The 23,662-nt window shown below is 66.7% G+C and carries 35 protein-coding genes; 32 read left to right on the forward strand and 3 right to left on the reverse strand.

Translation table 11 applies throughout. The features are described 5' to 3' along the window. Positions 1-22: 22 nt before the first annotated feature. The 3 genes from CYFUS_RS21170 to dnaJ form a co-directional block, all read right to left on the reverse strand. Positions 23-1,702, reverse strand: coding sequence for a hybrid sensor histidine kinase/response regulator (locus CYFUS_RS21170; protein WP_095986879.1), 1,680 nt, complete (start codon positions 1,700-1,702; stop codon positions 23-25). 225 nt (positions 1,703-1,927) lie between these two features. Continuing rightward, positions 1,928-2,569, reverse strand: coding sequence for a HEAT repeat domain-containing protein (locus CYFUS_RS21175; protein ID WP_095986880.1), 642 nt, complete (start codon positions 2,567-2,569; stop codon positions 1,928-1,930). A gap of 107 nt (positions 2,570-2,676) precedes the next feature. Then, complete coding sequence (gene dnaJ / locus CYFUS_RS21180) at positions 2,677-3,858, reverse strand: molecular chaperone DnaJ (RefSeq protein WP_095986881.1); 1,182 nt, start codon at positions 3,856-3,858, stop codon at positions 2,677-2,679. A gap of 134 nt (positions 3,859-3,992) precedes the next feature. On the opposite strand from dnaJ, the gene CYFUS_RS21185 reads away from it, so the two are divergent. The 32 genes from CYFUS_RS21185 (at position 3,993) to rpsK (ending at position 23,608) form a co-directional block, all read left to right on the forward strand. Beyond that, positions 3,993-4,682, forward strand: coding sequence for a hypothetical protein (locus CYFUS_RS21185; RefSeq protein ID WP_232537691.1), 690 nt, complete (start codon positions 3,993-3,995; stop codon positions 4,680-4,682). Further along, positions 4,679-5,197, forward strand: a complete 519-nt coding sequence (rimI, locus tag CYFUS_RS21190) for a ribosomal protein S18-alanine N-acetyltransferase (protein WP_095986883.1) — start codon at positions 4,679-4,681, stop codon at positions 5,195-5,197. Before CYFUS_RS21185 ends, rimI begins: the two co-directional genes overlap by 4 nt. A 173-nt stretch (positions 5,198-5,370) precedes the next feature. After that, complete coding sequence (gene rpsL / locus CYFUS_RS21195; protein ID WP_095986884.1) at positions 5,371-5,742, forward strand: 30S ribosomal protein S12; 372 nt, start codon at positions 5,371-5,373, stop codon at positions 5,740-5,742. 142 nt (positions 5,743-5,884) lie between these two features. Continuing rightward, entirely contained in the window at positions 5,885-6,355 is a 471-nt protein-coding gene (rpsG, locus tag CYFUS_RS21200) for a 30S ribosomal protein S7 (RefSeq protein ID WP_002623637.1), read from the forward strand. Between the two features lie 100 nt (positions 6,356-6,455). Continuing rightward, complete coding sequence (gene fusA / locus CYFUS_RS21205) at positions 6,456-8,531, forward strand: elongation factor G (RefSeq protein WP_095986885.1); 2,076 nt, start codon at positions 6,456-6,458, stop codon at positions 8,529-8,531. 121 nt (positions 8,532-8,652) lie between these two features. Next, the gene (gene tuf / locus CYFUS_RS21210) at positions 8,653-9,843 is read left to right on the forward strand and encodes an elongation factor Tu (protein ID WP_095986886.1); all 1,191 of its coding nucleotides are present in this window, start codon (positions 8,653-8,655) and stop codon (positions 9,841-9,843) included. 185 nt (positions 9,844-10,028) lie between these two features. Beyond that, complete coding sequence (rpsJ, locus tag CYFUS_RS21215; protein ID WP_002625389.1) at positions 10,029-10,337, forward strand: 30S ribosomal protein S10; 309 nt, start codon at positions 10,029-10,031, stop codon at positions 10,335-10,337. Positions 10,338-10,388: 51 nt separating this feature from the next. After that, positions 10,389-11,012 (forward strand): 50S ribosomal protein L4, encoded by a 624-nt coding sequence (gene rplD, locus CYFUS_RS21220; protein WP_095986887.1) that lies wholly within the window; start codon positions 10,389-10,391, stop codon positions 11,010-11,012. Beyond that, the gene (locus tag CYFUS_RS21225; RefSeq protein ID WP_002625387.1) at positions 11,009-11,302 is read left to right on the forward strand and encodes a 50S ribosomal protein L23; all 294 of its coding nucleotides are present in this window, start codon (positions 11,009-11,011) and stop codon (positions 11,300-11,302) included. Before rplD ends, CYFUS_RS21225 begins: the two co-directional genes overlap by 4 nt. A 32-nt stretch (positions 11,303-11,334) precedes the next feature. Continuing rightward, positions 11,335-12,180, forward strand: a complete 846-nt coding sequence (gene rplB, locus CYFUS_RS21230) for a 50S ribosomal protein L2 (protein WP_002625386.1) — start codon at positions 11,335-11,337, stop codon at positions 12,178-12,180. Positions 12,181-12,195: 15 nt separating this feature from the next. Then, positions 12,196-12,477: a 30S ribosomal protein S19 gene (gene rpsS, locus CYFUS_RS21235; protein WP_002625385.1), complete on the forward strand. Its 282-nt coding sequence runs from the start codon at positions 12,196-12,198 to the stop codon at positions 12,475-12,477. A 40-nt stretch (positions 12,478-12,517) separates the two neighbouring features. Beyond that, positions 12,518-12,862: a 50S ribosomal protein L22 gene (gene rplV / locus CYFUS_RS21240; protein WP_002625384.1), complete on the forward strand. Its 345-nt coding sequence runs from the start codon at positions 12,518-12,520 to the stop codon at positions 12,860-12,862. 48 nt (positions 12,863-12,910) lie between these two features. After that, entirely contained in the window at positions 12,911-13,576 is a 666-nt protein-coding gene (gene rpsC / locus CYFUS_RS21245; protein ID WP_071900188.1) for a 30S ribosomal protein S3, read from the forward strand. Positions 13,577-13,633: 57 nt separating this feature from the next. Continuing rightward, positions 13,634-14,053, forward strand: coding sequence for a 50S ribosomal protein L16 (gene rplP, locus CYFUS_RS21250; RefSeq protein ID WP_095986888.1), 420 nt, complete (start codon positions 13,634-13,636; stop codon positions 14,051-14,053). 63 nt (positions 14,054-14,116) lie between these two features. Then, positions 14,117-14,323 carry a 50S ribosomal protein L29 gene (gene rpmC / locus CYFUS_RS21255; protein WP_071900187.1) on the forward strand — a complete coding sequence of 69 codons (207 nt, stop codon included), beginning with the start codon at positions 14,117-14,119 and terminating at the stop codon, positions 14,321-14,323. Positions 14,324-14,334: 11 nt separating this feature from the next. Further along, a complete protein-coding gene (gene rpsQ, locus CYFUS_RS21260) occupies positions 14,335-14,649 on the forward strand; it encodes a 30S ribosomal protein S17 (protein WP_095986889.1) in 315 nt (104 codons plus the stop codon). Positions 14,650-14,751: 102 nt separating this feature from the next. Then, positions 14,752-15,120: a 50S ribosomal protein L14 gene (gene rplN, locus CYFUS_RS21265; RefSeq protein ID WP_002625379.1), complete on the forward strand. Its 369-nt coding sequence runs from the start codon at positions 14,752-14,754 to the stop codon at positions 15,118-15,120. Between the two features lie 37 nt (positions 15,121-15,157). Next, on the forward strand, positions 15,158-15,493 hold the full coding sequence (rplX, locus tag CYFUS_RS21270) for a 50S ribosomal protein L24 (protein ID WP_002625378.1): 336 nt from the start codon (positions 15,158-15,160) through the stop codon (positions 15,491-15,493). Between the two features lie 179 nt (positions 15,494-15,672). Continuing rightward, positions 15,673-16,323, forward strand: a complete 651-nt coding sequence (rplE, locus tag CYFUS_RS21275) for a 50S ribosomal protein L5 (protein ID WP_002625377.1) — start codon at positions 15,673-15,675, stop codon at positions 16,321-16,323. Positions 16,324-16,338: 15 nt separating this feature from the next. After that, a complete protein-coding gene (locus CYFUS_RS21280) occupies positions 16,339-16,524 on the forward strand; it encodes a type Z 30S ribosomal protein S14 (RefSeq protein WP_071900185.1) in 186 nt (61 codons plus the stop codon). A gap of 178 nt (positions 16,525-16,702) precedes the next feature. Continuing rightward, positions 16,703-17,104: a 30S ribosomal protein S8 gene (gene rpsH, locus CYFUS_RS21285; protein WP_095986890.1), complete on the forward strand. Its 402-nt coding sequence runs from the start codon at positions 16,703-16,705 to the stop codon at positions 17,102-17,104. 58 nt (positions 17,105-17,162) lie between these two features. Continuing rightward, entirely contained in the window at positions 17,163-17,732 is a 570-nt protein-coding gene (rplF, locus tag CYFUS_RS21290) for a 50S ribosomal protein L6 (RefSeq protein ID WP_095986891.1), read from the forward strand. 96 nt (positions 17,733-17,828) lie between these two features. Further along, positions 17,829-18,185, forward strand: coding sequence for a 50S ribosomal protein L18 (rplR, locus tag CYFUS_RS21295; protein ID WP_095986892.1), 357 nt, complete (start codon positions 17,829-17,831; stop codon positions 18,183-18,185). A gap of 27 nt (positions 18,186-18,212) precedes the next feature. Next, the gene (rpsE, locus tag CYFUS_RS21300) at positions 18,213-18,731 is read left to right on the forward strand and encodes a 30S ribosomal protein S5 (protein ID WP_002625372.1); all 519 of its coding nucleotides are present in this window, start codon (positions 18,213-18,215) and stop codon (positions 18,729-18,731) included. A 2-nt stretch (positions 18,732-18,733) separates the two neighbouring features. After that, the gene (gene rpmD / locus CYFUS_RS21305; RefSeq protein ID WP_002625371.1) at positions 18,734-18,997 is read left to right on the forward strand and encodes a 50S ribosomal protein L30; all 264 of its coding nucleotides are present in this window, start codon (positions 18,734-18,736) and stop codon (positions 18,995-18,997) included. Between the two features lie 17 nt (positions 18,998-19,014). Further along, a complete protein-coding gene (gene rplO, locus CYFUS_RS21310; RefSeq protein ID WP_095986893.1) occupies positions 19,015-19,533 on the forward strand; it encodes a 50S ribosomal protein L15 in 519 nt (172 codons plus the stop codon). Between the two features lie 126 nt (positions 19,534-19,659). After that, positions 19,660-21,006: a preprotein translocase subunit SecY gene (secY, locus tag CYFUS_RS21315; RefSeq protein WP_095986894.1), complete on the forward strand. Its 1,347-nt coding sequence runs from the start codon at positions 19,660-19,662 to the stop codon at positions 21,004-21,006. A gap of 138 nt (positions 21,007-21,144) precedes the next feature. Then, a complete protein-coding gene (locus tag CYFUS_RS21320; RefSeq protein WP_095986895.1) occupies positions 21,145-21,792 on the forward strand; it encodes an adenylate kinase in 648 nt (215 codons plus the stop codon). 454 nt (positions 21,793-22,246) lie between these two features. Next, on the forward strand, positions 22,247-22,465 hold the full coding sequence (gene infA, locus CYFUS_RS21325; RefSeq protein WP_043409051.1) for a translation initiation factor IF-1: 219 nt from the start codon (positions 22,247-22,249) through the stop codon (positions 22,463-22,465). A gap of 79 nt (positions 22,466-22,544) precedes the next feature. Then, positions 22,545-22,661 (forward strand): 50S ribosomal protein L36, encoded by a 117-nt coding sequence (rpmJ, locus tag CYFUS_RS21330; RefSeq protein ID WP_043321360.1) that lies wholly within the window; start codon positions 22,545-22,547, stop codon positions 22,659-22,661. A gap of 51 nt (positions 22,662-22,712) precedes the next feature. After that, positions 22,713-23,096, forward strand: coding sequence for a 30S ribosomal protein S13 (rpsM, locus tag CYFUS_RS21335; protein WP_095986896.1), 384 nt, complete (start codon positions 22,713-22,715; stop codon positions 23,094-23,096). Positions 23,097-23,164: 68 nt separating this feature from the next. Next, positions 23,165-23,608: a 30S ribosomal protein S11 gene (gene rpsK, locus CYFUS_RS21340; RefSeq protein ID WP_002625363.1), complete on the forward strand. Its 444-nt coding sequence runs from the start codon at positions 23,165-23,167 to the stop codon at positions 23,606-23,608. Positions 23,609-23,662: the final 54 nt, after the last annotated feature.

The raw sequence follows: 23,662 nt of genomic DNA on the forward strand, positions 1-23,662 counted from the left end.
GTGCGTCCTTGGAATGACTGCTTCAGGTCACCGCGCCCCGGCGGCTCGGGCGCACCACGGCGGCCACGGTGTCGAGCAGTCGCGGCAGTTGGAGGGGCTTCTCGAAGAAGCCATCGATGCGATCCAGGCCCTGGCCGGCGCCGAGGGTGGACACGTCGCTGGCGCCCGAGATGATGTAGACGGCCACGTCGGCGAGCGACTCGGTGCCACGGATGAAGCGCAGCACCGAGCGGCCGTCTTCCTCGCTCAGGCGCAGATCCAACAGCACCATGGCCGGGCGGATGTGCGAGAGGATGGAGCGCGCCTCGGAGGCGCCCGAGGTGGACATCACCCGGTAGCCCTCCTGTTCGAGGACCTGTTGGAGCACCTCGCGGCAGTCCACGTCGTCCTCGACGAGGAGGATGCCGCCGGCGCGGGGACCGGTCTGGGCGAGGTCGGGCGAGCTGACGGCGCCGGCGAACAGGGGCATGACCATCTGCAGGGCGGTGCCCTCGCCCAGGGTGCTCGAGGCCTCCACGCGGCCGCCGTGCAGCGCCATGATCTTGGCGACCAGGGGCAGGCCGAGGCTGTGGCCCTGGCCGCGCGTGCCATCGGGGCGGTGGAAGGGATCGAAGACGTGCTCCAGGTCCTCGGTGCCCAGACCCGGGCCGCTGTCCTTGACGGTGAGCAGGGCGAGTCCGTCCTCGCTGCCCACGCGCAGCTCCACGGTGTCCTCGGGCTCGCAGCGGTTGATGCCGCTCTCCACGAGGTTCTGGATGGCCTCGGCGATGCGCTCGCGGTCGCCGCGCACGAAGACCTCGCCCGTGGGGGGCAGCACGAGCTGGACCTTGGACTGCTCGGCGGCGGGGGCGAGGGTGCGCACCACCTCCTCGGCCACGGCCTTGAGCCCGAAGGGGCGCTGGTTGAGCTGCATCTTGCCCGCCTGGAGCCGGGACATGAGGAGCAGATCATTCACCATGCGCAGCATGCGGTCCGCGCTCCGGTCGCACACCTGCACCGCGCGGCGCTGGGCGTCCGACAGGCCCCCGAGCTTCTCGCGTCCCATCATCGCCAGGTAGGCCTTGATGGTGGTGAGGGGGTTCTTCAAGTCATGGGACACGTTGCCGAGCAGCTCGTCGCGGCTCTGCTCCAGGGCCTTGAGGCCGGCGATGGCCGTCTGCAGGTCCTTGTTGCGCCGGGCGCTGTCGTCGCGCAGGCGCGCCACCTCGTAGGAGGCGGACAACTGGCTGGCGAGCGCCATGAGGAGCGAGTCCGGGGCGGAGCGGCGCGGGGCGAGGATGGCGAGCACGCCGCTGGTGCCCAGGGGGCTCTCCAGGGGCACGGCGATGGTCTCCTCGTCGCGCAGGATGGCGCGCTCGGCGAAGGCGCGGCCCACGACACCCTCCTCGGGGGTGGCGGCGGTGATGCGCTCGTCGTAGCGGCCGCGCACGTGCTCCACGTGGAGCTGGTTGCGCGCGGGGAGGTAGCGCGCGACGTAGCAGGCCTTGGCCTGCATCAGGCCGTGGATGAGCTGGAGCTGGGCGCGCAGCGCCTCGGTGGGGCCCTCGCTGGAGGTGATGTGCTGGGCCATCTCCGCGAGGGTGCGCTCGGCGACCTCGCTCTCCACGGGGGGCTGGGGCTTCACCAGACGCCGGACGGGCTTCTTGGGCTCAGGGCGCAGGGTGACGACTTCGGCCAGATGGGGAACCTTCTTCTTGGGCACGGAGCAACCTCGGCGGCCAGGGAGCGGTGCTTCCGCTCCTCATCGACGGGGGAGGGTGGAAGGCCTCACCCCGCGCAGGCAATCCTGCGCCAGTGGACACGGGGGTGGGAACCCAGGTGTGCCACCGCGGCGCAACAGCGCTCTCCGCAGGACAATTGCCGTGTCCAACAGGTGACATCAGGTGGGGAGGCGGGCGGCCAACCCCAAGGGTTTTCCAGGGTTGGGTCAGGCCTGGAAGCCGCTCTCCTGGAGCGCCTGGGTGGCGGCCATCTGGACGCGGCGCGCGGTGTCGCCCGTGGTGAGCTTCTGGATGGGCTCGCGCGCGGGGGCGTACTTGAGGGGCCCCAGCGCCTTGAGGGCGGCGATCTTCACGTCGTCGGACATGTCGTCGAGGAAGGGCAGGAGCGCCGGGGCGATGCGCTCGTCCTGCTTGCCGGTGATGTAGTGCAGCAGGACGACCTTCTTCTCCGGGTCGCGCATGTACTGGGCGCTCAGGGCGGTGAGCGTGTCCACGACGGTGGAGACGACCTCGGCCTCGCTCTGGAGCGACTCGAGGATGCGCACGGCCCAGGACGTGGCCTGCTCGTTCTTGCGCAGGAACTCGGTGACGGGGGCGATGGCGTCCTTGCCAAAGCCCTTGATGAGCTCGAAGACGTGCTCCTTCTCGTCCGCGTCCGTGGTGAGCGGCTCCACGTTGATGGTGTAGCGGTGCATGAGCACGGTGACGGCCTCGGGGAACTTCATCTCCCCGAGCTGCTGGAGGGCCTTCTGCCGGGAGGTGGGGTCGCCGTACTTCTGGGTGACCTTGGGCTTGAGCTTGAGGGCTTTGTCGGGGCCGGAGCCGCCGAGGAAGTCGAAGATACCCATGAGTGAAGAGGCTCCGAGGGGGGTTGAACCGGGTTCTTGAAGGGCCGTGTAGGACGTGGCGGCGGGGAACGCAAGAGACTTGGGGGGCTGGCCCGGGGGCGGCGGGCCTAGAGGTGGAGCGCGCCCCGGACATCCGTCTGGTAGGCCCGGGCGAGCGACTCCGCGGCGCGGCGCGCCTCGTCCGAGAGCTGCTCGGGCACCTTGACCTGGAGGGTGAGGTAGAGGTCTCCCGGGGGCCCGCCCTTGAGCGAGGGCGAGCCGCGGCCCTTGAGGCGCATCTTGCGGCCGGACTGGGAGCCGGGGGGCACCTTGACGGTGACCTCGCCCTGGAAGGTGGGCACGCGGATCTCCGCGCCCAGCATGGCCTCGGAGACGGTCACCGGGAGATCCATGGACAGATCATCCCCCTCCCGGCGCACCAGGGGGTGCTCGGACACGATCGTCTCGATGTAGAGATCGCCCGGAGGGCCACCCCGCGAGCCCGCGGAGCCCTGTCCGGACAGCCGCACCTTGGAGCCGGTCTGCACGCCCGCGGGAATCTTCACGGTGAGCCGGGCCGTCTCGTCGAGCACGCCCGAGCCCTGGCAGGAAGGGCAGGGAGGAGCGGCGCGTCCGGAGCCGCGGCAGGTGGGGCAGGTGCCCCCGGAGGCCATGCCGAGCACGCCACCGGCCCGGCGCGTCTTGCCCGTGCCGCCGCAGGTGGCGCACGTGGTGGGAGTGCCCACCTGGCCCGAGCCCTGGCAGCGCTGACAGCGTCCGGGACGTTGCAGCGAGATGCTGCGCTCGGTGCCGGTGAGGGCCTCGGCGAAGCTGAGCGTGAGCGTGGCCGAGATGTCTTCGCCCGGAGTGGGACCCGCCGCCCGGCCGCCCGCGCGCCCGAAGATCTCCCCGATGTCCACCCCGCCGGTGCCGCCGCCCGTGCGCCCGAAGATGTCGCCCAGGATGTCCCCCAGGTCGAAGTCCGCGCCGCCCCCTCCACCGCCACCGCTGAAGGGCATTCCGCCACCCGAGGCACGCGCGGCCTTGTAGGCGCGATACTGCTGGGCCTTCTTCTCGTCGAAGCCGAGCTTGGCGGCCTCTTCGCCGAACTCGTCATAGAGCTTGCGCTTCTTCTCGTCCGACAGCACCTCGAAGGCGGCGTTGAGTTGCTTGAACTTCTCCTCGGCGCTCTTGTCCCCCGGGTTGACATCCGGGTGGTACTTGCGCGCGAGTTTGCGGAAGGCCTTCTTGATGTCTTCGGCCGATGCCGTCCGGGACACGCCGAGAATCTGGTAATAGTCGTCCGCCATGTGCTTGGCATCCTCCACGATTGCAAGAACGTAACCAGTTGTACGGAGAGCGCCAGCATGGCGTGTTGCCCAGGGTCCGGATGTATAAAGTGAGAGGACCGAGGAAGATCATGGGTGCGCCGCGCGGACGAACCGTGAAGAGGGGACTGGTGGTGGGCTGTCTCGCGCTGGTGCCGATGACTTCCGGTGGGGCCGTGGCGCAGACCGCTTCGCCGACTTCCCTGGAGGGCTCTCGGGTACTGGACCGGGTGGTGGCGGTCGTGGGGGGGCAGGTGCTGACCCTGAGCGAGCTGGAATTCGAGGCCCGGGTGGCGCTCGTGGAGCGGGGAGGCGTCAGGGCGGCCGATGAGCGGCTGGACGAGCCCACGCTGCTGGGCGCGCTCGAGCTGGGCATCAACCAGCGGCTGCTGGTGGCGGGGGCGGATCGCCTGCAGGCCTTCGCCGCGGAGCGCTCGGCGGTGGATGCGCGGCTGCGGCGGTTCCGCGAGCGCTTCGAGGACGAGCCGGCGCTGTTGTCCTTCCTGGCGCGGCACGACGCGGATCTGGATCAACTGATGGTGGTGCTGGAGCGGAGCGTGCGGGCCGAGCGCATCCTGGACAGCCGGATCCGCCTGCGTGCCCAGGTGAGCGAAGCGGAGGTGCGGCGCTACTGGGAGGAACACAAGTCGACCCTGGGGGGGTCCTACGAGGGCGTGCACGACGCCTTGAAGGAGCGGTTGATGCGGGAGCGCTACGGAGAGCTCGCGAAGGAGGAGTTCAAGCGGGTCCGGGCGGACGCGCGGGTACGCCGGGTGGCGCCCTTCGCCCAGGGGGCTCGGCCATGAGGCGGATGCGGGAGGAGCCCCGGGGGAGCAGGCCGCCGGGCGCCCGGCCGTCCGCCTTCCTCCTGCGGCGGATGACGCACGAGGATCTGCCCGCGGTGATGGAGCTGGAGAAGGCGTCGTTCACCAACCCCTGGTCGCTGGAGCTGCTGCGGCGCGAGCTGGGGCACGACTGGTCCGTCATCTTCCTGCTCGAGGAGCCCATCGAGGAGGGAGGCCGTCGACTGCTGGGCATCTCCATCTTCTGGATCGTCCACGACGAGGTGCACGTGCTCAACGTGGCCACGGCGCCGGAGCACCGGCGGCGCGGGGTGGGGCGGACCCTGATCGAAGCCACCCTGGCCGAGGGCCGGACGCGCAAGTGCAGCCTGGCGACACTCGAGGTGCGCAAGAGCAACGAGGCCGCCATCAACCTCTACAAATCCTTCGGGTTCCGTCCGGTGGGGGTGCGGCCCAACTACTACGTGGACGAGGGCCAGGCCGCCGAGGACGCGATCGTGATGGTCCTCGACTTCTAGCGACCGGGGGAGTAGAGGAGCGCGGCCATCCGTAGAGTGTGGGAACGACCGCCAGTGCTTGACACGGGGGGTCCCCTCCCTATACTCGCGGCCCTTTTTCAAAGCGCAGTGGTAGGTGTGTATGCGCCCCCGGGTACACCCGCCCGGGACAATCGGGAAGGAAGAGGAGTTCAGTGCCAACCATCAGCCAGCTGGTCCGCCAGGGCCGCGAGAAGTTGAACATCAAGGGCAAGAGCCCCGCTCTGAAGGAGTGCCCTCAGAAGCGCGGCGTCTGCACCCGCGTGTACACCACGACGCCGAAGAAGCCGAACTCGGCCCTTCGCAAGGTGGCGCGCGTTCGTCTGACGAACGGAATCGAAGTGACGTCCTACATCCCCGGCGTGGGTCACAACCTCCAGGAGCACTCGGTGGTGATGATCCGTGGTGGCCGTGTGAAGGATCTCCCGGGCGTTCGCTACCACATCATCCGCGGCACGCTGGACTCGGTCGGCGTGGCCGGCCGCAAGCAGGGCCGTTCCAAGTACGGCGCCAAGCGTCCGAGCTGAGCTCGGAGCTGATCACCTTCGCTTCATGACTTGGGACGCTTGCCCCGCACCCTGGGGAGCCTCCCGGATTCGCCAACGCAGTTCGAAGCCCCCATTGAAGACTCCCGGGTGCATGGGAGCGGGGCGTAAGGGATAGAAAAAGATGCCTCGTCGTCGCGTAGTAGCCAAGCGCAAGATCCTTCCCGATCCGAAGTTCCAGGACCGTCTCGTCACGAAGTTCGTGAACGACCTGATGCGCAAGGGGAAGAAGTCCATCGCCGAGCGGGTGTGCTACGGCGCCTTCACGCTCATCGAGGAGCGTGCGAAGGAAGATCCCCTCAAGACGTTCAAGAAGGCCCTGGACAACGTCAAGCCGGTGCTCGAGGTGAAGAGCCGCCGCGTCGGTGGCGCCACCTACCAGGTGCCCGTGGAGGTCCGTCAGGATCGCCGCGTGGCGCTGGGCATGCGCTGGATCATCACCTACGCCAAGGCGCGCGGTGAGAAGACGGCCATGGAGAAGCTGGCCGGCGAGATCATGGACGCCGCCAACAACCGCGGCAACGCGGTGAAGAAGCGCGAGGACACGCACAAGATGGCCGAGGCCAACAAGGCCTTCGCCCACTACCGCTGGTAGTCCTCGCGATTTCTTGTTGTGCCCGACACCCGGATGCGCTTAACGCGCGTCCGGGTGTTTGCGGTTTTGTAGACATCCGCTTCTGGAGAGGTTTGGAGCCATGCCCCGCGAGTATCCCCTCGAGCGCTATCGCAACATCGGCATCATGGCGCACATCGACGCCGGCAAGACCACGACCACGGAACGGATCCTGTTCTACGCGGGGGCCATCCACAAGATGGGCGAGGTGCATGAAGGCACCACGACCACGGACTGGATGGTGCAGGAGCGCGAGCGTGGCATCACCATCACCTCGGCGGCCATCACCGCGTTCTGGAACCGCAACGAGCAGAAGTACCGCATCAACATCATCGACACGCCGGGCCACGTGGACTTCACCATCGAGGTGGAGCGCTCGCTGCGCGTGCTGGACGGGGCCGTCGCGGTGTTCGACGCGGTCAACGGCGTCGAGCCGCAGTCGGTGACGGTGTGGCGCCAGGCGGACAAGTACAAGGTTCCGCGCATCTGCTTCGTGAACAAGATGGACCGGGTGGGGGCGGACTACGAGATGTCCGTGGGCACCATCCGCGAGAAGCTGGGTGCGCGTCCGGTGCGCCTGCAACTGCCGCTGGGCGCCGAGGACAAGCACCGCGGCGTCATCGATCTCGTGCGCATGAAGGCGCTCGTCTTCTCCGACTCGGAGATGGGCAGCCGCTTCGACGAGGTGGAGATCCCCGAGGAGTTCCGGGCCGAGGCGGACGCGGCGCGCGCGGAGCTGGTGGAGACGGCGGCCGAGCAGGACGACGCGCTCACCGAGAAGTTCCTCGAGGGCACGGAGCTCACGGAGGCGGAGATCCGCTCGGCCATCCGCAAGGGGTGCCTGGCGCTGAGGATCTTCCCGGTGTTCTGCGGCTCGGCCTTCAAGCACAAGGGCGTGCAGCCGCTGCTGGACGCGGTGGTGGACTATCTGCCGGGCCCGCTCGACATCCCGTCCGTGCAGGGCAAGAACCCCAAGGGCAAGGAGGAGACGCGGGAGACGAGCGACAAGGCGCCCTTGAGCGCGCTGGCGTTCAAGATCATGCCGGACCCGTCCTTCCCGTCGCAGTCGCTCACCTTCTTGCGCATCTACTCGGGGAGCCTGGAGTCGGGCTCGGCGGTGTGGAACTCGGTGAAGGGCAAGCGCGAGCGCATCGGACGGCTGGTGCAGATGCGCGCGGACAAGAAGGACGAGGTGGCCGAGTGCTACGCGGGGGACATCTGCGCGGTGGTGGGCATGAAGCTGGCCACCACGGGCGACACCCTGTGTGACGACAAGCACCCCATCATCCTCGAGCAGATGGAGTTCCCCGAGCCCGTCATCGACGTGGCCATCGAGCCCAAGTCCACGGCGGACCAGGAGAAGATCCACACGAGCCTGGCGCGCCTGGCGGCGGAGGATCCCTCGTTCCGGGTGAGGACGAACGAGGAGACGGGGCAGACGCTCATCGCGGGCATGGGCGAGCTGCACCTGGAGATCATCGTCGACCGGCTCCTGCGCGAGCACAAGGTGGACGCCAACGTGGGCAAGCCCCAGGTGGCCTACCGCGAGACGATCACCCGGACGGTGGAGTCCGAGGGCAAGTTCATGCGCCCCCTGGGCGGCAAGAACCAGTTCGGCCACGTGTGGCTGCGCGTGAGCCCGAACAAGGCGGGGCAGGGCTTCGTCTTCGAGAACACCATTCCCGCGGAGAAGGTGACGAAGGAGTTCGTCGAGGCGGCGCGACAGGGCGTGCAGGAATCGCTGCAGAGCGGCCCCATCGCGGGCTACCCGCTGCTGGACGTGAAGGTGGAGGCCTATGACGGCTCCATGCACGAGACGGAGTCGAGCGAGATGGCCTTCAAGATCGCCGGCTCCATGGCCTTCCGGGAGGCCGTGCGCGGCGCGGAGCCCGTGCTGCTCGAGCCCATCATGGACTGCGAGGTCGTCACGCCCAACGACTTCACGGGCGACGTCATCGGCGACCTGACGGCGCGGCGGGGGCGCATCCAGGGCATGGAGCCTCGGCCGGGAGGCGTGCAGGCGATCCTCGCCCAGGTGCCACTCGCCAAGATGTTCGGCTACTCGACGGACCTGCGCAGCCGCAGTCAGGGAAGAGCGACCTACACCATGCGGTTCAGCAACTACGCGCCGGCACCGAAGGACGCGCTGAATCGCTGAGTGACTTGCTCCCTCGCGAAGGGAGCAGGCGATTTCAATTGACGTTTTCGCGGGTTTGAAGCACGACGCAGCACCTTTTTTTTCTCCATTCGGTCGGTAAGCCAGTCTCCGAGGAGCAGCGATGAGTAAGGAGAAGTTCGATAGAAGTTTGCCGCACGTCAACATCGGCACCATCGGCCACGTTGACCACGGCAAGACGTCCCTCACGGCGGCCATCACCAAGGTGCTGGCGAAGACGGGCGGCGCGACGTTCCTCGCGTACGACCAGATCGACAAGGCCCCCGAGGAGCGCGAGCGCGGCATCACCATCTCCACGGCGCACGTGGAGTACAAGACGAAGAACCGGCACTACGCCCACGTGGACTGCCCGGGGCACGCCGACTACGTCAAGAACATGATCACGGGCGCGGCGCAGATGGACGGCGCCATCCTGGTGGTGTCGGCGGCGGACGGCCCGATGCCCCAGACGCGCGAGCACATCCTGCTGGCGCGCCAGGTGGGCGTGCCCTACATCGTGGTCTTCCTGAACAAGGTGGACCTGCTGGACGACCCCGAGCTGCGCGAGCTCGTGGAGATGGAGGTGCGCGACCTGCTCAAGAAGTACGAGTTCCCGGGCGACACCATCCCCATCGTGCCTGGCAGCGCCGTCAAGGCGCTCGAGGGTGACACCTCGGAGATTGGCGAGCCGGCCATCCTGAAGCTGATGGAGGCGGTGGACAGCTACATCCCCACGCCGCAGCGCGCCACGGACAAGCCCTTCCTGATGCCGGTGGAGGACGTGTTCTCCATCGCCGGCCGTGGAACGGTGGCCACCGGCCGCGTCGAGCGCGGCATCATCAAGGTGGGCGAGGAGGTGGAAGTGGTGGGTCTGCGCGCCACGCAGAAGACGGTGGTGACGGGCGTGGAGATGTTCCGCAAGCTGCTGGACGAGGGCCGGGCGGGCGACAACATCGGCGCGCTGGTGCGTGGTCTGAAGCGTGAGGACATGGAGCGTGGCCAGGTGCTGGCCAAGCCGGGCAGCATCACCCCGCACACCAAGTTCAAGGCGCAGATCTACGTGCTGAGCAAGGAAGAGGGGGGCCGCCACACGCCGTTCTTCAAGGGCTACCGTCCCCAGTTCTACTTCCGCACCACGGACGTGACGGGCACGGTGAAGCTGCCGGACAACGTGGAGATGGTGATGCCGGGCGACAACATCGCGATCGAGGTGGAGCTGATCACCCCGGTGGCGATGGAGAAGGAGCTGCGCTTCGCGGTGCGTGAAGGTGGACGCACGGTGGGCGCGGGCGTTGTGGCCGAGATCATCGCGTAGTAAGAGAAGTTTCCGCTTGCCCTGGCTCGAAGAAACAGCGAAAAGCCGGGGCAGTGTGAATTAGGTTGCATACACGCGGGGCGCGGTGGTACATGCCGCGCCCCTTCGAAGAGACGGCTCTGTGACATCCAGGGGACGTTGGGCGTAGCGCCTCCATCAGAGGCCGTACAAAGAGGTTTTTGCGAATGGCGACACAGAAGATCCGCATCCGGCTGAAGGCCTACGACTCCAAGCTCCTGGATCAGAGCGCTGGGGAGATCGTCGAGACGGCGCGGCGCACGGGCGCCAAGGTTGCCGGTCCGATCCCCCTGCCCACGCGCATCAACAAGTTCACGGTGCTGCGGTCGCCGCACGTGGACAAGAAGAGCCGCGAGCAGTTCGAGATCCGCACTCACAAGCGCCTGCTCGACATCCTCGAGCCCACCCAGCAGACGCTGGACGCGCTGATGAAGCTGGATCTGTCGGCCGGCGTTGACGTGGAGATCAAATCCTGAGGGACGGGGTAGGGCCCACCGGTTCCACTCCATTCCCCAGAGGAAATAGCCATGGCGAAGTTCGACGTAGTCGATCTGGACTTGAAGAAGGTGTCGGAGCTCGAGCTCTCCGACGACATTTTCGGCGCCAAGCCGAACGCGCACCTCTTCTATGAGGTGGCGAAGATGCAGCAGGTGAATCGTCGCCGCGGTACGGTGGCGGTGAAGAACACCTCGCTGGTGAGCGGTGGCGGCAAGAAGCCCTGGAAGCAGAAGGGTACCGGCCGCGCCCGCCAGGGTTCCATCCGCGCTTCCCACTGGGTGGGCGGCGGTAAGGCGATGGGTCCCAAGCCTCGGGATTACTTCTACCGTCCGCCCAAGAAGGTGCGGCGCGGTGCGCTCCGGGCGGCCCTGTCGCTGCGCGCCCAGGAGAAGACGCTCATCATCCTGGACGGCTTCAAGCTGGACGCGGCGAAGAGCAAGCAGGCGTTCGATGTGCTGACCAAGCGGCTGAAGCTGGCCGGCGCGCTGGTCATCGACGCCAAGGACAACATCAACCTGCACCGCAGCGTGCGCAACCTGGCGAAGTTCGACGTGCTCCCGCCCGAGGGGCTGAACCTCGAGTCCGTCCTGCGCCACAAGCACCTGGTGGTGACTTCCGCGGCCATCAAGGCCATCGAGGGGGCGCTCTCGTGAACGCTACCGACGTCATCAAGGGTCCGCTCATCACGGAGAAGCTGGACCAGGCCCGTGAGAAGTTCCGGCAGTACTCGTTCATCGTCGACAAGAAGGCCACCAAGTACGATGTGGCCAACGCCGTCGAGAAGCTCTTCAAGGTGAGCGTCGAGGGCGTCCGGACCAACATCGTCCGCGGCAAGACCAAGCGCGTGGGGCGCTCGATCGGCAAGCGGCCGAACTTCAAGAAGGCGGTCGTCACCCTCAAGGAGGGGGACAAGATCGAACTCTTCGAGGGAGGCGCGGTCTAGCGCACGGCGCTGACCGACGTTGAGGACCAACCATGGGCATCAAGAAGTACAAGCCGACCTCCGCCGCCCGTCGTCTGATGACGGTGTCCGACTTCGCGGACATCACCAAGGACACGCCGGAGAAGAAGCTCACCGAGTCTCTGAAGAAGTCTGGCGGCCGCAACGTTCACGGCCACATCACCCGCCGTCACCAGGGTGGTGGACACAAGCGCCGCTACCGCGTCATCGACTTCAAGCGTCGTGACAAGGACGGCGTGCCGGCCAAGGTCGCCGCGGTGGAGTACGACCCGAACCGCTCGGCCAACATCGCCCTCCTGCACTACGCGGACGGCGAGAAGCGCTACATCATCGCCCCCGTCGACCTGAAGGTCGGGGACACCGTGATGGCGGGCGAGAACGCGGACATCCGTCCGGGCAACAGCCTGCCGCTCATCAACATCCCGGTCGGTACGGTCATCCACAACGTGGAGCTCAAGCCGGGCCGCGGTGCGCAGATCATCCGCTCGGCCGGCTCCTCGGGCCAGCTGATGGCGAAGGAAGGCCGCTACGCCCAGGTGCGTCTGCCCTCCGGCGCCGTGCGCATGGTGCAGATCGAGTGCCGCGCCACCGTGGGCCAGGTGGGCAACCTGGAGCACGAGATCATCCGCATCGGCAAGGCGGGTCGTAGCCGCTGGCTGGGCATCCGTCCCACCGTCCGCGGTCTGGCGATGAACCCCGTTGACCACCCGCACGGTGGTGGTGAGGGTAAGTCGGGCCAGGGTAACCCGCATCCGGTGTCGCCGTGGGGCCAGAAGACCAAGGGCCTGAGCACGCGCAAGAACAAGCGTACTGACAAGTTCATCGTGAGCGTCCGCCGTCCGGGCGCGCGCAGCCAGTAGTCGAGGGTTTACACAATGGCGCGTTCGATTAAGAAGGGTCCGTTCGTCGATGGTTACCTCGTCAAGAAGGTCGAGGACATGATCAAGACGAACAAGAAGAGTGTCGTGAAGACGTGGTCCCGCCGTTCGACCATCCTTCCGGAGTTCGTGGGTCATACCTTCGCGGTGCACAACGGCCGCAAGTTCATCCCCGTCTTCGTGACCGAGAACATGGTGGGCCACAAGCTCGGCGAGTTCGCCCCGACGCGTACGTTCGGCGGTCACTCGGCGGAGAAGAAGGTCGCCAAGGGCAAGTAGCCGGCCCCGCTGACAGGCGGCGTCCGCCAGAGGAGATGACATGGAGTCGAAGGCACATCTGAGGTTCCTGAGCATGTCGCCCCGGAAGGTTTCCACCGTGGCGGCTCTCGTCCGCGGTAAGCCGGTGGGGCAGGCGCTCAACATCCTGCGCTTCACCAGCCGCGCCGCGGCGGTTCCCGTGGCCAAGCTCATCAAGAGCGCCGTGGCCAACGCGACCGACCTGTCCAAGGGCCAGGTCGACGTGGACAAGCTCGTGGTGAAGACGATTTCGGTGGATCAGGGTCCGACCCAGCGCCGCTACATGCCGCGCGCCATGGGCCGCGCCTCGCGCATCAACAAGAAGACCAGCCACATTCACGTGGTGCTGGCGGAGGCGGCCAAGTAGTTGGCCGCCCGCCGGGCGAACCACGCAACCGATTGAAGGAGACGCACGTTGGGCCAGAAAGTCCATCCCATTGGGTTCCGCCTCGGGGTCATCAAGACCTGGGACTCCAAGTGGTTCGAGCACAAGAACTACGCGCAGTGGCTGCATGAAGACATCCGCATCCGCGAGTTCGTGAAGAAGTCGCTCAACCATGCGGGTGTCTCCAAGGTGGAGATCGAGCGCGCGGCGAACAAGGTGAAGGTCAACGTGCACACCGCGCGCCCGGGCATCGTCATCGGCAAGCGCGGCGCGGGCATCGAGACGGTGAAGAAGGACCTCCAGCAGTTCACGAAGAACGAGGTCTTCCTCAACATCGTCGAGGTCCGCAAGGCCGAGACCGACGCGCAGCTGGTGGCCGAGAACATCGCCACCCAGCTCGAGCGCCGCATCGCCTTCCGCCGCGCCATGAAGAAGGCGCTGCAGACGGCGATGAAGTTCGGTGCCAAGGGCATCCGCGTGGCCTGCTCGGGCCGCCTCGGTGGCGCGGAGATGGCGCGCTACGAGTGGTACCGCGAGGGCCGGGTGCCCCTGCACACCCTGCGCTCGGACATCGACTACGGTTTCGCCGAGGCGAAGACCACCTACGGCAAGATCGGCTGCAAGGTGTGGATCTGCCGCGGCGACATCCTCCCCACCAAGGGTGGAGCGGGCGCCGCTCCGGCCGCCAACCGCTAACCCCCTCGTGGGCCGCTCCGTGAGGCGCGGCCCGCTCGGGATTGAAGGACACCGACGATGCTTCAGCCTGCTCGTACGAAGTTCCGCAAGATGCACAAGGGCCGCACGCCGGGTTTGGCGTACCGCGGCAGCGACCTCACCTACGGTGAGTACGGCCTCATGTCGCTCCAGCCGGGGTGGCTCACCTCCCGGCAGATCGAGGCGGCCCGTATCGCGATGACGCGCCACATCAAGCGTGGCGGCAAGATCTGGATCCGCGTGTTCCCGGACAAGCCGATCACCAAGAAGCCCGCCGAGACCCGTATGGGTACCGGTAAGGGTGGTGTGGAGTACTACGTGGCGGTGGTCAAGCCTGGCCGTATCCTCTATGAGATGGAGGGTATGACGCCCGAGGTGGCCACCAGCGCCCTGAAGTTGGCCCAGGCCAAGCTCCCGGTGCTGACGAAGATCGTCACCCGTAGCGAGCTGGCGCTCTAGTTCCGCCGCGGGCGGCCCCTTGGTGGTATGAGGGCCGCCCACTGGCTCTGAGGAGATTGGAAGATGGCGACTGCGAAAGAACTCAAGGAGCTCTCGGCGGACGACCTGAAGCAGCGCGCGGCCGAACTGCGCGACACGCTGTTCCAGGATCAGCTCAAGCGGGCCACCGGCTCGCTGGACAACCCGTCCGAGCGCACCCAGCACAAGCGCGATCTGGCGCGCATCCTGACCGTCCTGGGAGAGAAGGCCCGGGCGGAGAAGAAGGCTTAGGAGCTTTTCTCATGGCTGAAGCGACTCAAACCACTCCCGCCACGACCCCCTCCCGCGGCCGTCCCAAGACCCGCGTGGGCATCGTGACCTCCAACAAGATGCAGAAGACGGTGGTGGTCACCGTCTCGCGCCGCGCTGCTCACCCCAAGTACGGGAAGATCATGAGCCTGCGTGAGAAGTACAAGGCGCACGTCGAGGACCACGACTACCCGGCGAAGGTCACCATCAACGAGGGTGATCGCGTGCGCATCGCCGAGACCCGTCCCGGCTCGAAGGACAAGCGCTGGCGCGTGGTCGAGGTGTTGGAGAAGACCAAGAACGTCTGAGCCGTCCGAGCCCGCGCCCGCGCGCGGGGACCGTGGCTCGAGCCGCGCGGAGCCCCTCCGGATGGGATGGGGCCTGCAGCAAGCTGAGAGAGGAAATTCCAGATGATTCAGATGACGAGCGTGCTCGACGTGGCCGACAACTCGGGCGCCAAGAAGGTGTTCTGCATCAAGGTGCTGGGTGGTTCCAAGCGCAAGTACGCGTCCATCGGCGATGTGATCGTCGTGTCGATCCGCGAGGCGCTGCCGAACTCGAAGGTGAAGAAGGGTGACGTGGCCAAGGCGGTCATCGTGCGCACCGCGCGCGAGGTGGGCCGTCCGGATGGCAGCTACATCAAGTTCGATGGCAACTCCGCCGTCCTCATCAACAAGGACATGGAGCCCATCGGGACGCGCATCTTCGGGCCGGTGGCCCGCGAGCTCCGCGCCCGTAAGTTCATGAAGATCATCTCGCTCGCTCCCGAGGTCCTCTAGTAGGGCGTCAGGCGGTCCGCGAGGAGGGAGAGGAACCATGGAGAAGCTCAAGGTTGGAGACACCGTGCAGGTCATCGCCGGCGCCGAGCGCTCGGAGAAGACCGAGGCGACCAAGCGCGGGAAGATCCTGAAGATCGACCGGGAGGCCCAGCGCGTGACCGTGGAGGGTCTGCGCCTGGTCAAGCGGCACCTGAAGAAGACCCCCCAGCAGCCCGAGGGCGGCATCGTCGAGAAGCCGGGCACGATCCACATCTCGGACGTGCAGCTGGTCTGCGCCAAGTGCGGCAAGCCGACCCGCGTCGGCATCCGCCTGGATGGGGACAAGAAGAAGCGGTTCTGCAAGCGCAAGGATTGCAACGGCCTGATTGACTAGGGTCGTGGGTTCAGGCATGTATGCGCGCCCTTTGCCCTGCCCGGGTGAGGGGAGGGCAGACGAGCGGGTGTTACCGGGGCTCCGAAGGACCCGTAGGGCTCCGGTGTTCGTAGTTTTCCATAGCGGTACTGATCGGCGCGCTGGGTCCACGGCCGCGCTCCGAAGCAGGGGACAAGACGATGGCTGAAGAGAAGAAGGACGCGGCGAAGAAGGAAAAGAAGGGCCGCAAGAAGGATGAAGTCAAGAAGGCCGGTTTCGCGGCGAACATCGAGGAGGGTCTCGAGGCCAAGCCGGCGCGGCTCAAGCTGCGCTTCCGCAAGGAAGGCGTGCCCGCGCTGATGAAGGAGCTGGCGCTCAAGAACCCGATGGAGGTTCCCCGCCTCGAGAAGATCGTCGTCAACATGGGCCTCGGCGAAGCGCTCGCCAACGCCAAGATCCTCGAGTCGGCGGTGGACCAGCTCGGCGCCATCACCGGCCAGAAGCCCGTGGTGACCCGCGCGCGCAAGTCGATCGCGAACTTCAAGCTGCGCCAGGGCCAGGCCATCGGTGCCGCCGTCACGCTGCGCGGCGACCGCATGTACGAGTTCCTCGACCGCCTCATCACCGTGGCGCTGCCGCGCGTGCGTGACTTCAAGGGCGTGTCGCCCAAGGCGTTCGACGGGAAGGGCAACTACACGCTCGGCGTTCGCGAGCAGATCATCTTCCCGGAAATCAACTACGACCAGATCGAGAAGGTGAAGGGGCTGAACATCAGCTTCGTCACCACCGCGGCTAACGATGAGCAGGGGCTGGCGCTGATGCGTCACTTCGGCATGCCGTTCCGCACGTAACGAGGATCCGCACCCATGGCCAAGCTCTCGAAGATCGCCCAGGCGAAGCGCAAGCCGAAGTTCTCTGTCCGCGCGTACAACCGCTGCCCGCTGTGCGGCCGCCCCCGCGCGTTCCTGCGCAAGTTCAACATGTGCCGCATCTGCTTCCGTCACCGCGCGCTGCGCGGTGAGGTCACCGGCGTCACCAAGTCGTCCTGGTAGTTGGACGCGGGTGTCCGGGCGCCGAAGAGGCACCGGGGCACCCTGGTCCGCCCTGAAGAGGGTGGACCGCCCGCAGTAGAGCAGGGCAACCGTGGCGAACCCCTGGGATGGGCCCAGCAGGCGCGGCGGTTGCGAACGCGGAGTCGGCCAGGCCGCTCCGCATGGAAGGTAGCCATTCATGTCGGTCGTCAACGATCCCATCGGCGACATGCTGACCCGCCTGCGCAACGGTTCCCGCGCGCGGCACGACAAGGTCGTCATGCCCCACTCGAACCTCAAGGTCGAGATCATCAAGGTCCTCAAGGCGGAGGGCTTCATCGGGGACTACACCGTTCACGAGCGCAAGCCGCAGAACGAGATCTCCGTGCAGCTGAAGTACGGCCCGGACCGCGCCCCCGCCATCACCGGCATCCGCCGCATCTCCAAGCCCGGTCTGCGCCGTTACGTGAACGTGCGTGAGATTCCCCAGGTTCTCGGGGGCTTGGGCATCTCCATCCTGTCCACCTCCAAGGGCGTGCTGGTGGATTCCGAAGCTCGCAAGCAGAAGGTCGGCGGCGAGCTGCTCTGCACCGTCTACTAGCCAGCAGCGGTGAGGAGACCGTGGCTTGTGCCACGACCCGACACCGCACGAGGAAATCATGAGTCGGATTGGAAAGCTTCCGGTCAAGCTGGCGGACAAGACGAAGGCCACGGTCGTGGGCCGCCAGGTCAATTTCGAAGGCCCCAAGGGCAAGATGGTCGTTCAGCTTCCCGCCACGGGCGTGAAGGTGACGGTCGCCAACGGCGAGATCGTCGTGGAGCGCGAGAACGACTCGCGCGAGGCGCGCAGCCTGCACGGCCTGACGCGCACGCTGCTGGCCAACGCGGCCAAGGGCGTGTCCGCGGGCTTCGAGCGTCGCCTGGACATCCGCGGCGTCGGTTTCCGCGCCGAGGTGAAGGGCAAGGCGATCAACTTCCAGCTGGGCTACTCGCACCCGGTGGTGTTCAACCTTCCCGAGGGCGTGACGGCCGAGGTCGACAAGACCGCGCGCACCGAGGATGGTCTGCCCACGCTGGGCCTGACGCTGCGCTCGGCGGACAAGGAAGTCCTCGGCGCCGCCGCGGTCAACATCCGGTCGCTGCGCCCGCCCGAGCCGTACAAGGGCAAGGGCATCAAGTACGCGACCGAGAAGATCCGCCGCAAGGAAGGCAAGACCGGTACCGCCTAGTCGGAGTGAACACCCAACCGCGGGGCGCCAGGTGGTGCCTCGCAATCATCCGGCGGTGGAAATCCCCATCACCGCCGGACGGAGAAGGAATCATCCATGTCGAACAAGCTCGATCCGCGCATCAAGAGGAAGAACCGCATCCGCAAGAAGCTCTCCGGTTCCACGGAGCGCCCGCGGCTCACGGTCTACAAGAGCCTCAAGCACATCTACGCGCAGGTGGTGGACGACACCACGGGCCGCACCCTGGCGTACGCCTCTTCGCTGTCCAAGGAACTCAAGGGCAAGGATGAGGGCGACAAGAAGGCCGACGCCAAGCGCGTGGGTACGCTGATCGCCGAGAAGTGCAAGGCGGCCAATGTCGAGGCGGTGGTGTTCGACCGCAACGGCTTCCCGTACCATGGTCGGATCGCCGCCGTGGCCGATGCCGCGCGCGAGGCCGGGCTCAAGTTCTAGACACCTTTCGAAGAAGGAAGTTCCCAAGTGGCAACTCCGATCAATCCGAACGATCTCGACCTCACCGACCGCGTGGTGAACATCAACCGCGTCGCCAAGGTGGTGAAGGGCGGCCGGCGGTTCTCGTTCGCCGCCCTCGTGGTGGTGGGCGATGGCGCCGGTCACGTTGGCGTGGGGCTGGGCAAGGCCAACGAGGTTCCCGAGGCCATCCGCAAGGGTGGCGAGAACGCGAAGAAGAACCTGTTCCGCGTTCCGCTGCAGGGTCACACCATTCCTCACGAGGTGCTCGGGCACTTCGGCGCGGGCTGGGTGCTCCTGAAGCCGGCCGGTGAGGGTACGGGCGTCATCGCCGGTGGCGCGGTGCGCGCGGTCCTCGAGGCGGCGGGCATCCGCAACATCCTCACCAAGAGCCAGGGCTCGCGCAATCCGCACAACGTGCTGAAGGCGACCGTGGCCGGCCTGAAGACGCTGCGCTCCCCGGAGCAGGTGTCGCGCCTGCGTGGCAAGGACGTGGGTCCCACGAAGTCCGAAGAGGCGAGGGGCTAATCATGGCGATCAAGGTCAAGTTGACGAAGAGCGCCGCGGGTTCGTCCGTGGATCAGCTCGCGACCATCGCGAGCCTCGGACTGAAGAAGTTCGGCTCCGAGCGGCTCCTGCAGGACACGCCGGCCATCCGCGGCATGGTGAACAAGGTCCGTCACCTGGTGACGGCCGAGACGGTGCAGGGTGATGCTCCCAAGGCCACCCGCCGCAAGCCTCGGAAGATCCGGGCCCGGGACGCCGCGCGCGCCCGCCAGGCCTCGAAGGCCTAGGGAAGAGGACTCAGACAATGTCGACGACGCTCAACAATCTGAAGCGGCCCGAGGGCTCCTGGCACCGCAAGAAGCGCGTGGGCCGTGGCCAGGGTAGCGGTCTGGGCAAGACGGCCGGCCGCGGTGGCAAGGGCCAGAAGGCTCGTACCGGCAACATGCGGTTCGAGGGTTTCGAAGGTGGTCAGAGCCCGCTGCAGCGCCGGCTGCCGAAGTTCGGCTTCACGTCGCCCAACCGGACCATCTACGCGGTGGTGAACCTGTCGGACCTCGAGGGCTTCGACGCGGGCGCCACGGTGGACGTGGCCGCGCTGGAGAAGCAGGGTCTGGTCAAGGGCCGCTACGACGGCGTGAAGGTGCTCGGCAACGGCTCGCTCACCAAGAAGCTGACCCTTCGGGTCCACAAGCTCTCGGCGGCGGCTCGTGAGGCCATCGAGAAGGCGGGCGGTACGGCGGAGGAGCTTCCGCTGGTGGCGCACAAGCCCGAGTCCGCCGTCAAGGCCCACTCGGGCAAGGGTGTCAAGCAGGCCCGGAAGTGAGGGCGGGGCGAGTAACACTCCCAGTGGTGCTCGCCTTCCCATCCGTGTAGGATTCCGCGCCCCTTTCCGAATTCGGATTGGGGCGCTGCTGTTCTCGCAGAAACCTTTTTAGGGGATGGATCCCACGTGGCTCTGAACGCCTTCGCCAACGTCTTCCGCATCGCGGAGTTGCGTAGTCGGCTCATCTATACGCTGATGCTGCTCGCGGTGTACCGCATCGGCATCTTCATCAACACGCCCGGGGTGGATCGGGCGGCGATGAACGCGTTCATGGACGCCCAGCGCCAGTCGGGTGGCCTGTTCTCGCTCTTCAACCTGTTCTCCGGCGGCGCCCTGAACCAGATGTCCATCTTCGGTCTGGGCATCATGCCGTACGTGTCCGCCTCCATCATCATCCAGCTGCTCGCCGTGGTGGTGCCGAGCCTGGAGCGGCTGCAGAAGGAAGGCGCGGGCGGCCGGCAGAAGATCAACCAGTACACCCGCTACGGCACCATCGTGCTGTCCACCATCCAGGGCATCGGCATCTCGCGCTGGCTGGCGTCGCTGGGCCGCTCCGATGCGGGGCAGAGCGGGTTCAACCAGGTGGTGGTGCCCAACGACAACCTCTGGTTCACCTTCATGACCGTCATCAGCCTGACGGCGGGCACCGCGTTCATCATGTGGCTGGGCGAGCGCATCACCGAGCGCGGCATTGGCAACGGCATCTCGCTCATCATCTTCGCGGGCATCGTCGCGGGCCTGTTGCCCAGCGGCAAGACGCTGCTGGACCTGGTGCAGCAGGAAGTGGTCAGCATGGCCGCCGTGCTCGCCCTGCTGGTCTTCATGGTGGGCGTGGTGGGCGTGGTGGTCTACGTCGAGCGCGGGATGCGGCGCATCCCGGTGCAGTACGCGAAGCGGATGGCCGGGCGGCGCATGTTCGCCGGTCAGGCGACCTACTTCCCCATGAAGGTCAACACCGCGGGCGTCATCCCGCCCATCTTCGCGGGCGCGATCCTGTCCTTCCCGGCGACGCTGGGCACGTGGTTCCCGTTCCTGCAGGGGCTTCAGCGCAGCATCGAGAGCAGCCCCTGGGTGTACAACGGCCTGTTCGTGCTCTTCATCGTCTTCTTCTCGTTCTTCTACACGGCGCTGACCTTCCGGCCGGACGACGTGGCGGACAACATCAAGAAGCAGGGTGGCTACATCCCGGGAATCCGTCCGGGCCGTCAGACCGCGGACTTCATCGAGGGCGTCCTCAACCGCATCACCTTCGGTGGAGCCATCTACCTGGCCGCCATCTGCGTGATTCCGTCCATCATCACCAACCTGCTCAACGTGCGTTTCACCTTCGGCGGCACGGCCTTGCTGATCGTCGTGGGCGTGGCACTCGACACGGTGCAGCAGATCGAAGGCCATCTCATCAGCCGCAACTACGAGGGTTTCGCGGGTCCGCGTGGTCCGAGGATCCGTGGCCGGGTTCGCGTCGCGGCCTAGTCCAGCTGCCGCTTCGCGGGCGCTCCTCCCCCTCGCCCCGGGGAGGGGCGCTTCGCCGTTCCTGGGGTGCAACGAGCAGCGGGAAAAGGGTGGCTTATGGCCCCCCGCGCTCCTTCCTGACGAGCTGAGAGAGAACACATGAACCTCATCCTGTTGGGTCCGCCTAACGCCGGGAAGGGGACCCAGGCGAAGAAGCTGTACGTGGATTACTCGATTCCGCAGATCTCGACGGGGGACATCCTCCGCAAGGCGGTGCGCGAGGGGACCGAGCTGGGCAAGCTGGCCGGGCCGCTGATGGCCGCGGGCTCCTACGTGCCCGACGAGCTCGTCATCGGCATCGTGGAGGAGCGCCTCAAGGAGGCCGATTGCGCCCAGGGCTTCATCCTGGACGGTTTTCCCCGCACCATCCCCCAGGCCGAGGCCCTCGAGCGCATGCTCGCCAAGCTGGGCAAGAATCTGCACGCCGTGGTGTCGCTCGAGGTTCCGCACGAGAAGCTCATCGAGCGCGGCTCGGGACGTCGCTCCTGCCCCAACTGCGGCGCCGTCTACCATGTCTACCAGAGCCCTCCGAAGCGGGCCGGCTTCTGCGACAAGGACGGCACCGGCCTCATCCAGCGTGAGGACGACAAGGCCGAGGTCATCGAGAAGCGGCTGCAGAAGTACGACAAGGAGACCTCGCCGCTGAAGCAGTTCTACGCCCAGCGCGGCCTGCTCAAGAGCATCGACGGAGTGGGGCCTCCCGAGGGCATCTACGAGGAGCTCAAGAAGGCCGTGGGCAAGGCCTAGGGACGAGGGCTTCCTTCCCCGGCGCCCGGCCACGACGGTGCTGGCTGGGAGATGCTTCCCCGGGGCGCGGGCCCTGGTGGCCGCCACCCGGGAGGCCCTGGACGAGGGCACCCGGGCGGGCGGTGGCATGGCGCTCCGTCCGGGAGTGGTCCTCGCGGGCGAGCCCATGGTGAACCAGGCCACGTCCCAGCAGGTGGTGCTCGAGGATCGACTGGACAGCGATCCCCGTCGAGAACAAGCTTTCCGCGCACTTCGAGCACACGGTGCTCATCACCGAGGGAGGGCCGGAGATCCTCACCCGACGTCGGTCCGGGTAGGATGGCGGAATACGACGCAGTACCCAGGGGTTTACCGGTTTCGTGGTTTTCCAGCGCGAGGATGCTTGCCACTTCAGGACCAAAGTGTTATCCCGCCGCGCTTCCAAAGTTCAGGTGGTCCGCGAGAGGGCTTCTGATTGCCGAAGGATGATTCCATCGAAGTTGAGGGGACGGTCATGGAGCCCCTCCCGAACGCGATGTTCCGCGTGGTGCTGGACAATGGCCACAAGGTGCTCGCGCACATCTCGGGCAAGATGCGGATGCACTTCATCCGCATCCTCCCGGGCGACAAGGTGAAGGTGGAGCTGTCCCCGTACGACTTGTCCCGGGGCCGCATCACCTACCGAGCGAAGTAGCGGAGGCCTGGTTCCGCGGAATGGCGGCCAGGCCTTCAGGGCTTTTCTTTTCTAAAAGCGAAGGAAGGGAAGTACCGCCATGAAGGTTCGGGCGTCCGTCAAGAAGATTTGCGACAAGTGCAAGGTTGTTCGCCGTAAGGGCATCGTGCGCATCATCTGCGCCTCCAACCCCCGGCACAAGCAGCGCCAGGGCTAGTCCCCAACGGGACTTGGCTCCAGACCAACTCACCCAGAAGGAACGACGAAGATGGCTCGTATCGCCGGCATCGACCTCCCGCCCAACAAGCGCGCGGTGATCTCGTTGCAGTACATCTACGGGATCGGCAACAAGACCGCCCACGACATCATCGAGGGCGCGGGGATCGACCTCGCTACCCGGACCAAGGACCTCACCGAGGAGCAGACGCGCAAGATCCGCGAGCTCATCGAGGCGAACTACAAGGTCGAAGGCGACCTGCGCCGCGAGGTCACCATGAACATCAAGCGCCTGATGGACCTGGGTTGCTACCGGGGTCTGCGTCACCGCAAGGGTCTGCCGGTGCGTGGCCAGCGGACGCACACCAACGCGCGCACCCGCAAGGGTCCCAAGCGCGGCATCGTGCGCGCCAAGCCGGCGGCGGGCCCGCGCTAGTCCTCCCACCTGCGCCGGCCCCGTGAGGAGCTGGCGTCGATCACCTACTTCCAGGAGCAACGAGTTCCATGGCTGAAGAGACCAACGCGCCGGCGGCGGCTGCGGCCCCCGCGGCGGGCGGCGAGACCGCCGCAGCGCGCAAGAAGAGCAAGAAGGGCAAGAAGAACATCCTCAACGGCGTGGTCCACATCCAGTCCACGTTCAACAACACCATCATCACGATCACGGACGTGTCCGGGAACGTGATCTCCTGGTCCTCCGCGGGCGCCCGTGGCTTCCGCGGCAGCCGCAAGTCGACGCCGTTCGCCGCCCAGGTGGCCGCCGGTGACGCCGCGGCCAAGGCGATGGAGCACGGTCTGAAGAACGTGACGGTGCTGGTGAAGGGTCCGGGCGCGGGCCGTGAGTCCGCCCTGCGCGCGCTGGCCGCCGCTGGCCTGAAGATCGCCCTCATCCGCGATGTGACGCCCATCCCGCACAACGGCTGCCGTCAGCCCAAGCGCCGCCGCGTCTAGTTCCATTCCGGGCCGCTTCCTCCCTGGGAGGGAGCGGCCCCAGACCATCTTTCG

Source organism: Cystobacter fuscus (assembly GCF_002305875.1).
Taxonomy (GTDB): domain Bacteria; phylum Myxococcota; class Myxococcia; order Myxococcales; family Myxococcaceae; genus Cystobacter; species Cystobacter fuscus_A.

Bases quoted from the DNA above. Each gene is read 5' to 3' on its own strand.
- rpsS (WP_002625385.1), top strand. From the start codon at position 12,196: ATGGCGCGTTCGATTAAGAAGGGTCCGTTCGTCGATGGTTACCTCGTC.
- rpsK (WP_002625363.1), top strand. From the start codon at position 23,165: ATGGCTGAAGAGACCAACGCGCCGGCGGCGGCTGCGGCCCCCGCGGCG.
- CYFUS_RS21320 (WP_095986895.1), top strand. From the start codon at position 21,145: ATGAACCTCATCCTGTTGGGTCCGCCTAACGCCGGGAAGGGGACCCAG.
- rplP (WP_095986888.1), top strand. From the start codon at position 13,634: ATGCTTCAGCCTGCTCGTACGAAGTTCCGCAAGATGCACAAGGGCCGC.
- CYFUS_RS21280 (WP_071900185.1), top strand. From the start codon at position 16,339: ATGGCCAAGCTCTCGAAGATCGCCCAGGCGAAGCGCAAGCCGAAGTTC.
- CYFUS_RS21175 (WP_095986880.1), bottom strand. From the start codon at position 2,569: ATGGGTATCTTCGACTTCCTCGGCGGCTCCGGCCCCGACAAAGCCCTC.
- rplX (WP_002625378.1), top strand. From the start codon at position 15,158: ATGGAGAAGCTCAAGGTTGGAGACACCGTGCAGGTCATCGCCGGCGCC.
- rplD (WP_095986887.1), top strand. From the start codon at position 10,389: ATGGCGAAGTTCGACGTAGTCGATCTGGACTTGAAGAAGGTGTCGGAG.
- tuf (WP_095986886.1), top strand. From the start codon at position 8,653: ATGAGTAAGGAGAAGTTCGATAGAAGTTTGCCGCACGTCAACATCGGC.
- dnaJ (WP_095986881.1), bottom strand. From the start codon at position 3,858: ATGGCGGACGACTATTACCAGATTCTCGGCGTGTCCCGGACGGCATCG.
- rimI (WP_095986883.1), top strand. From the start codon at position 4,679: ATGAGGCGGATGCGGGAGGAGCCCCGGGGGAGCAGGCCGCCGGGCGCC.
- rplV (WP_002625384.1), top strand. From the start codon at position 12,518: ATGGAGTCGAAGGCACATCTGAGGTTCCTGAGCATGTCGCCCCGGAAG.
- rplB (WP_002625386.1), top strand. From the start codon at position 11,335: ATGGGCATCAAGAAGTACAAGCCGACCTCCGCCGCCCGTCGTCTGATG.
- rpsM (WP_095986896.1), top strand. From the start codon at position 22,713: ATGGCTCGTATCGCCGGCATCGACCTCCCGCCCAACAAGCGCGCGGTG.
- rplN (WP_002625379.1), top strand. From the start codon at position 14,752: ATGATTCAGATGACGAGCGTGCTCGACGTGGCCGACAACTCGGGCGCC.
- rplE (WP_002625377.1), top strand. From the start codon at position 15,673: ATGGCTGAAGAGAAGAAGGACGCGGCGAAGAAGGAAAAGAAGGGCCGC.
- fusA (WP_095986885.1), top strand. From the start codon at position 6,456: ATGCCCCGCGAGTATCCCCTCGAGCGCTATCGCAACATCGGCATCATG.
- rplO (WP_095986893.1), top strand. From the start codon at position 19,015: ATGTCGACGACGCTCAACAATCTGAAGCGGCCCGAGGGCTCCTGGCAC.
- rpmJ (WP_043321360.1), top strand. From the start codon at position 22,545: ATGAAGGTTCGGGCGTCCGTCAAGAAGATTTGCGACAAGTGCAAGGTT.
- rplF (WP_095986891.1), top strand. From the start codon at position 17,163: ATGAGTCGGATTGGAAAGCTTCCGGTCAAGCTGGCGGACAAGACGAAG.
- rplR (WP_095986892.1), top strand. From the start codon at position 17,829: ATGTCGAACAAGCTCGATCCGCGCATCAAGAGGAAGAACCGCATCCGC.
- rpmC (WP_071900187.1), top strand. From the start codon at position 14,117: ATGGCGACTGCGAAAGAACTCAAGGAGCTCTCGGCGGACGACCTGAAG.
- rpmD (WP_002625371.1), top strand. From the start codon at position 18,734: ATGGCGATCAAGGTCAAGTTGACGAAGAGCGCCGCGGGTTCGTCCGTG.
- rpsJ (WP_002625389.1), top strand. From the start codon at position 10,029: ATGGCGACACAGAAGATCCGCATCCGGCTGAAGGCCTACGACTCCAAG.
- rpsG (WP_002623637.1), top strand. From the start codon at position 5,885: ATGCCTCGTCGTCGCGTAGTAGCCAAGCGCAAGATCCTTCCCGATCCG.
- rpsQ (WP_095986889.1), top strand. From the start codon at position 14,335: ATGGCTGAAGCGACTCAAACCACTCCCGCCACGACCCCCTCCCGCGGC.
- rpsH (WP_095986890.1), top strand. From the start codon at position 16,703: ATGTCGGTCGTCAACGATCCCATCGGCGACATGCTGACCCGCCTGCGC.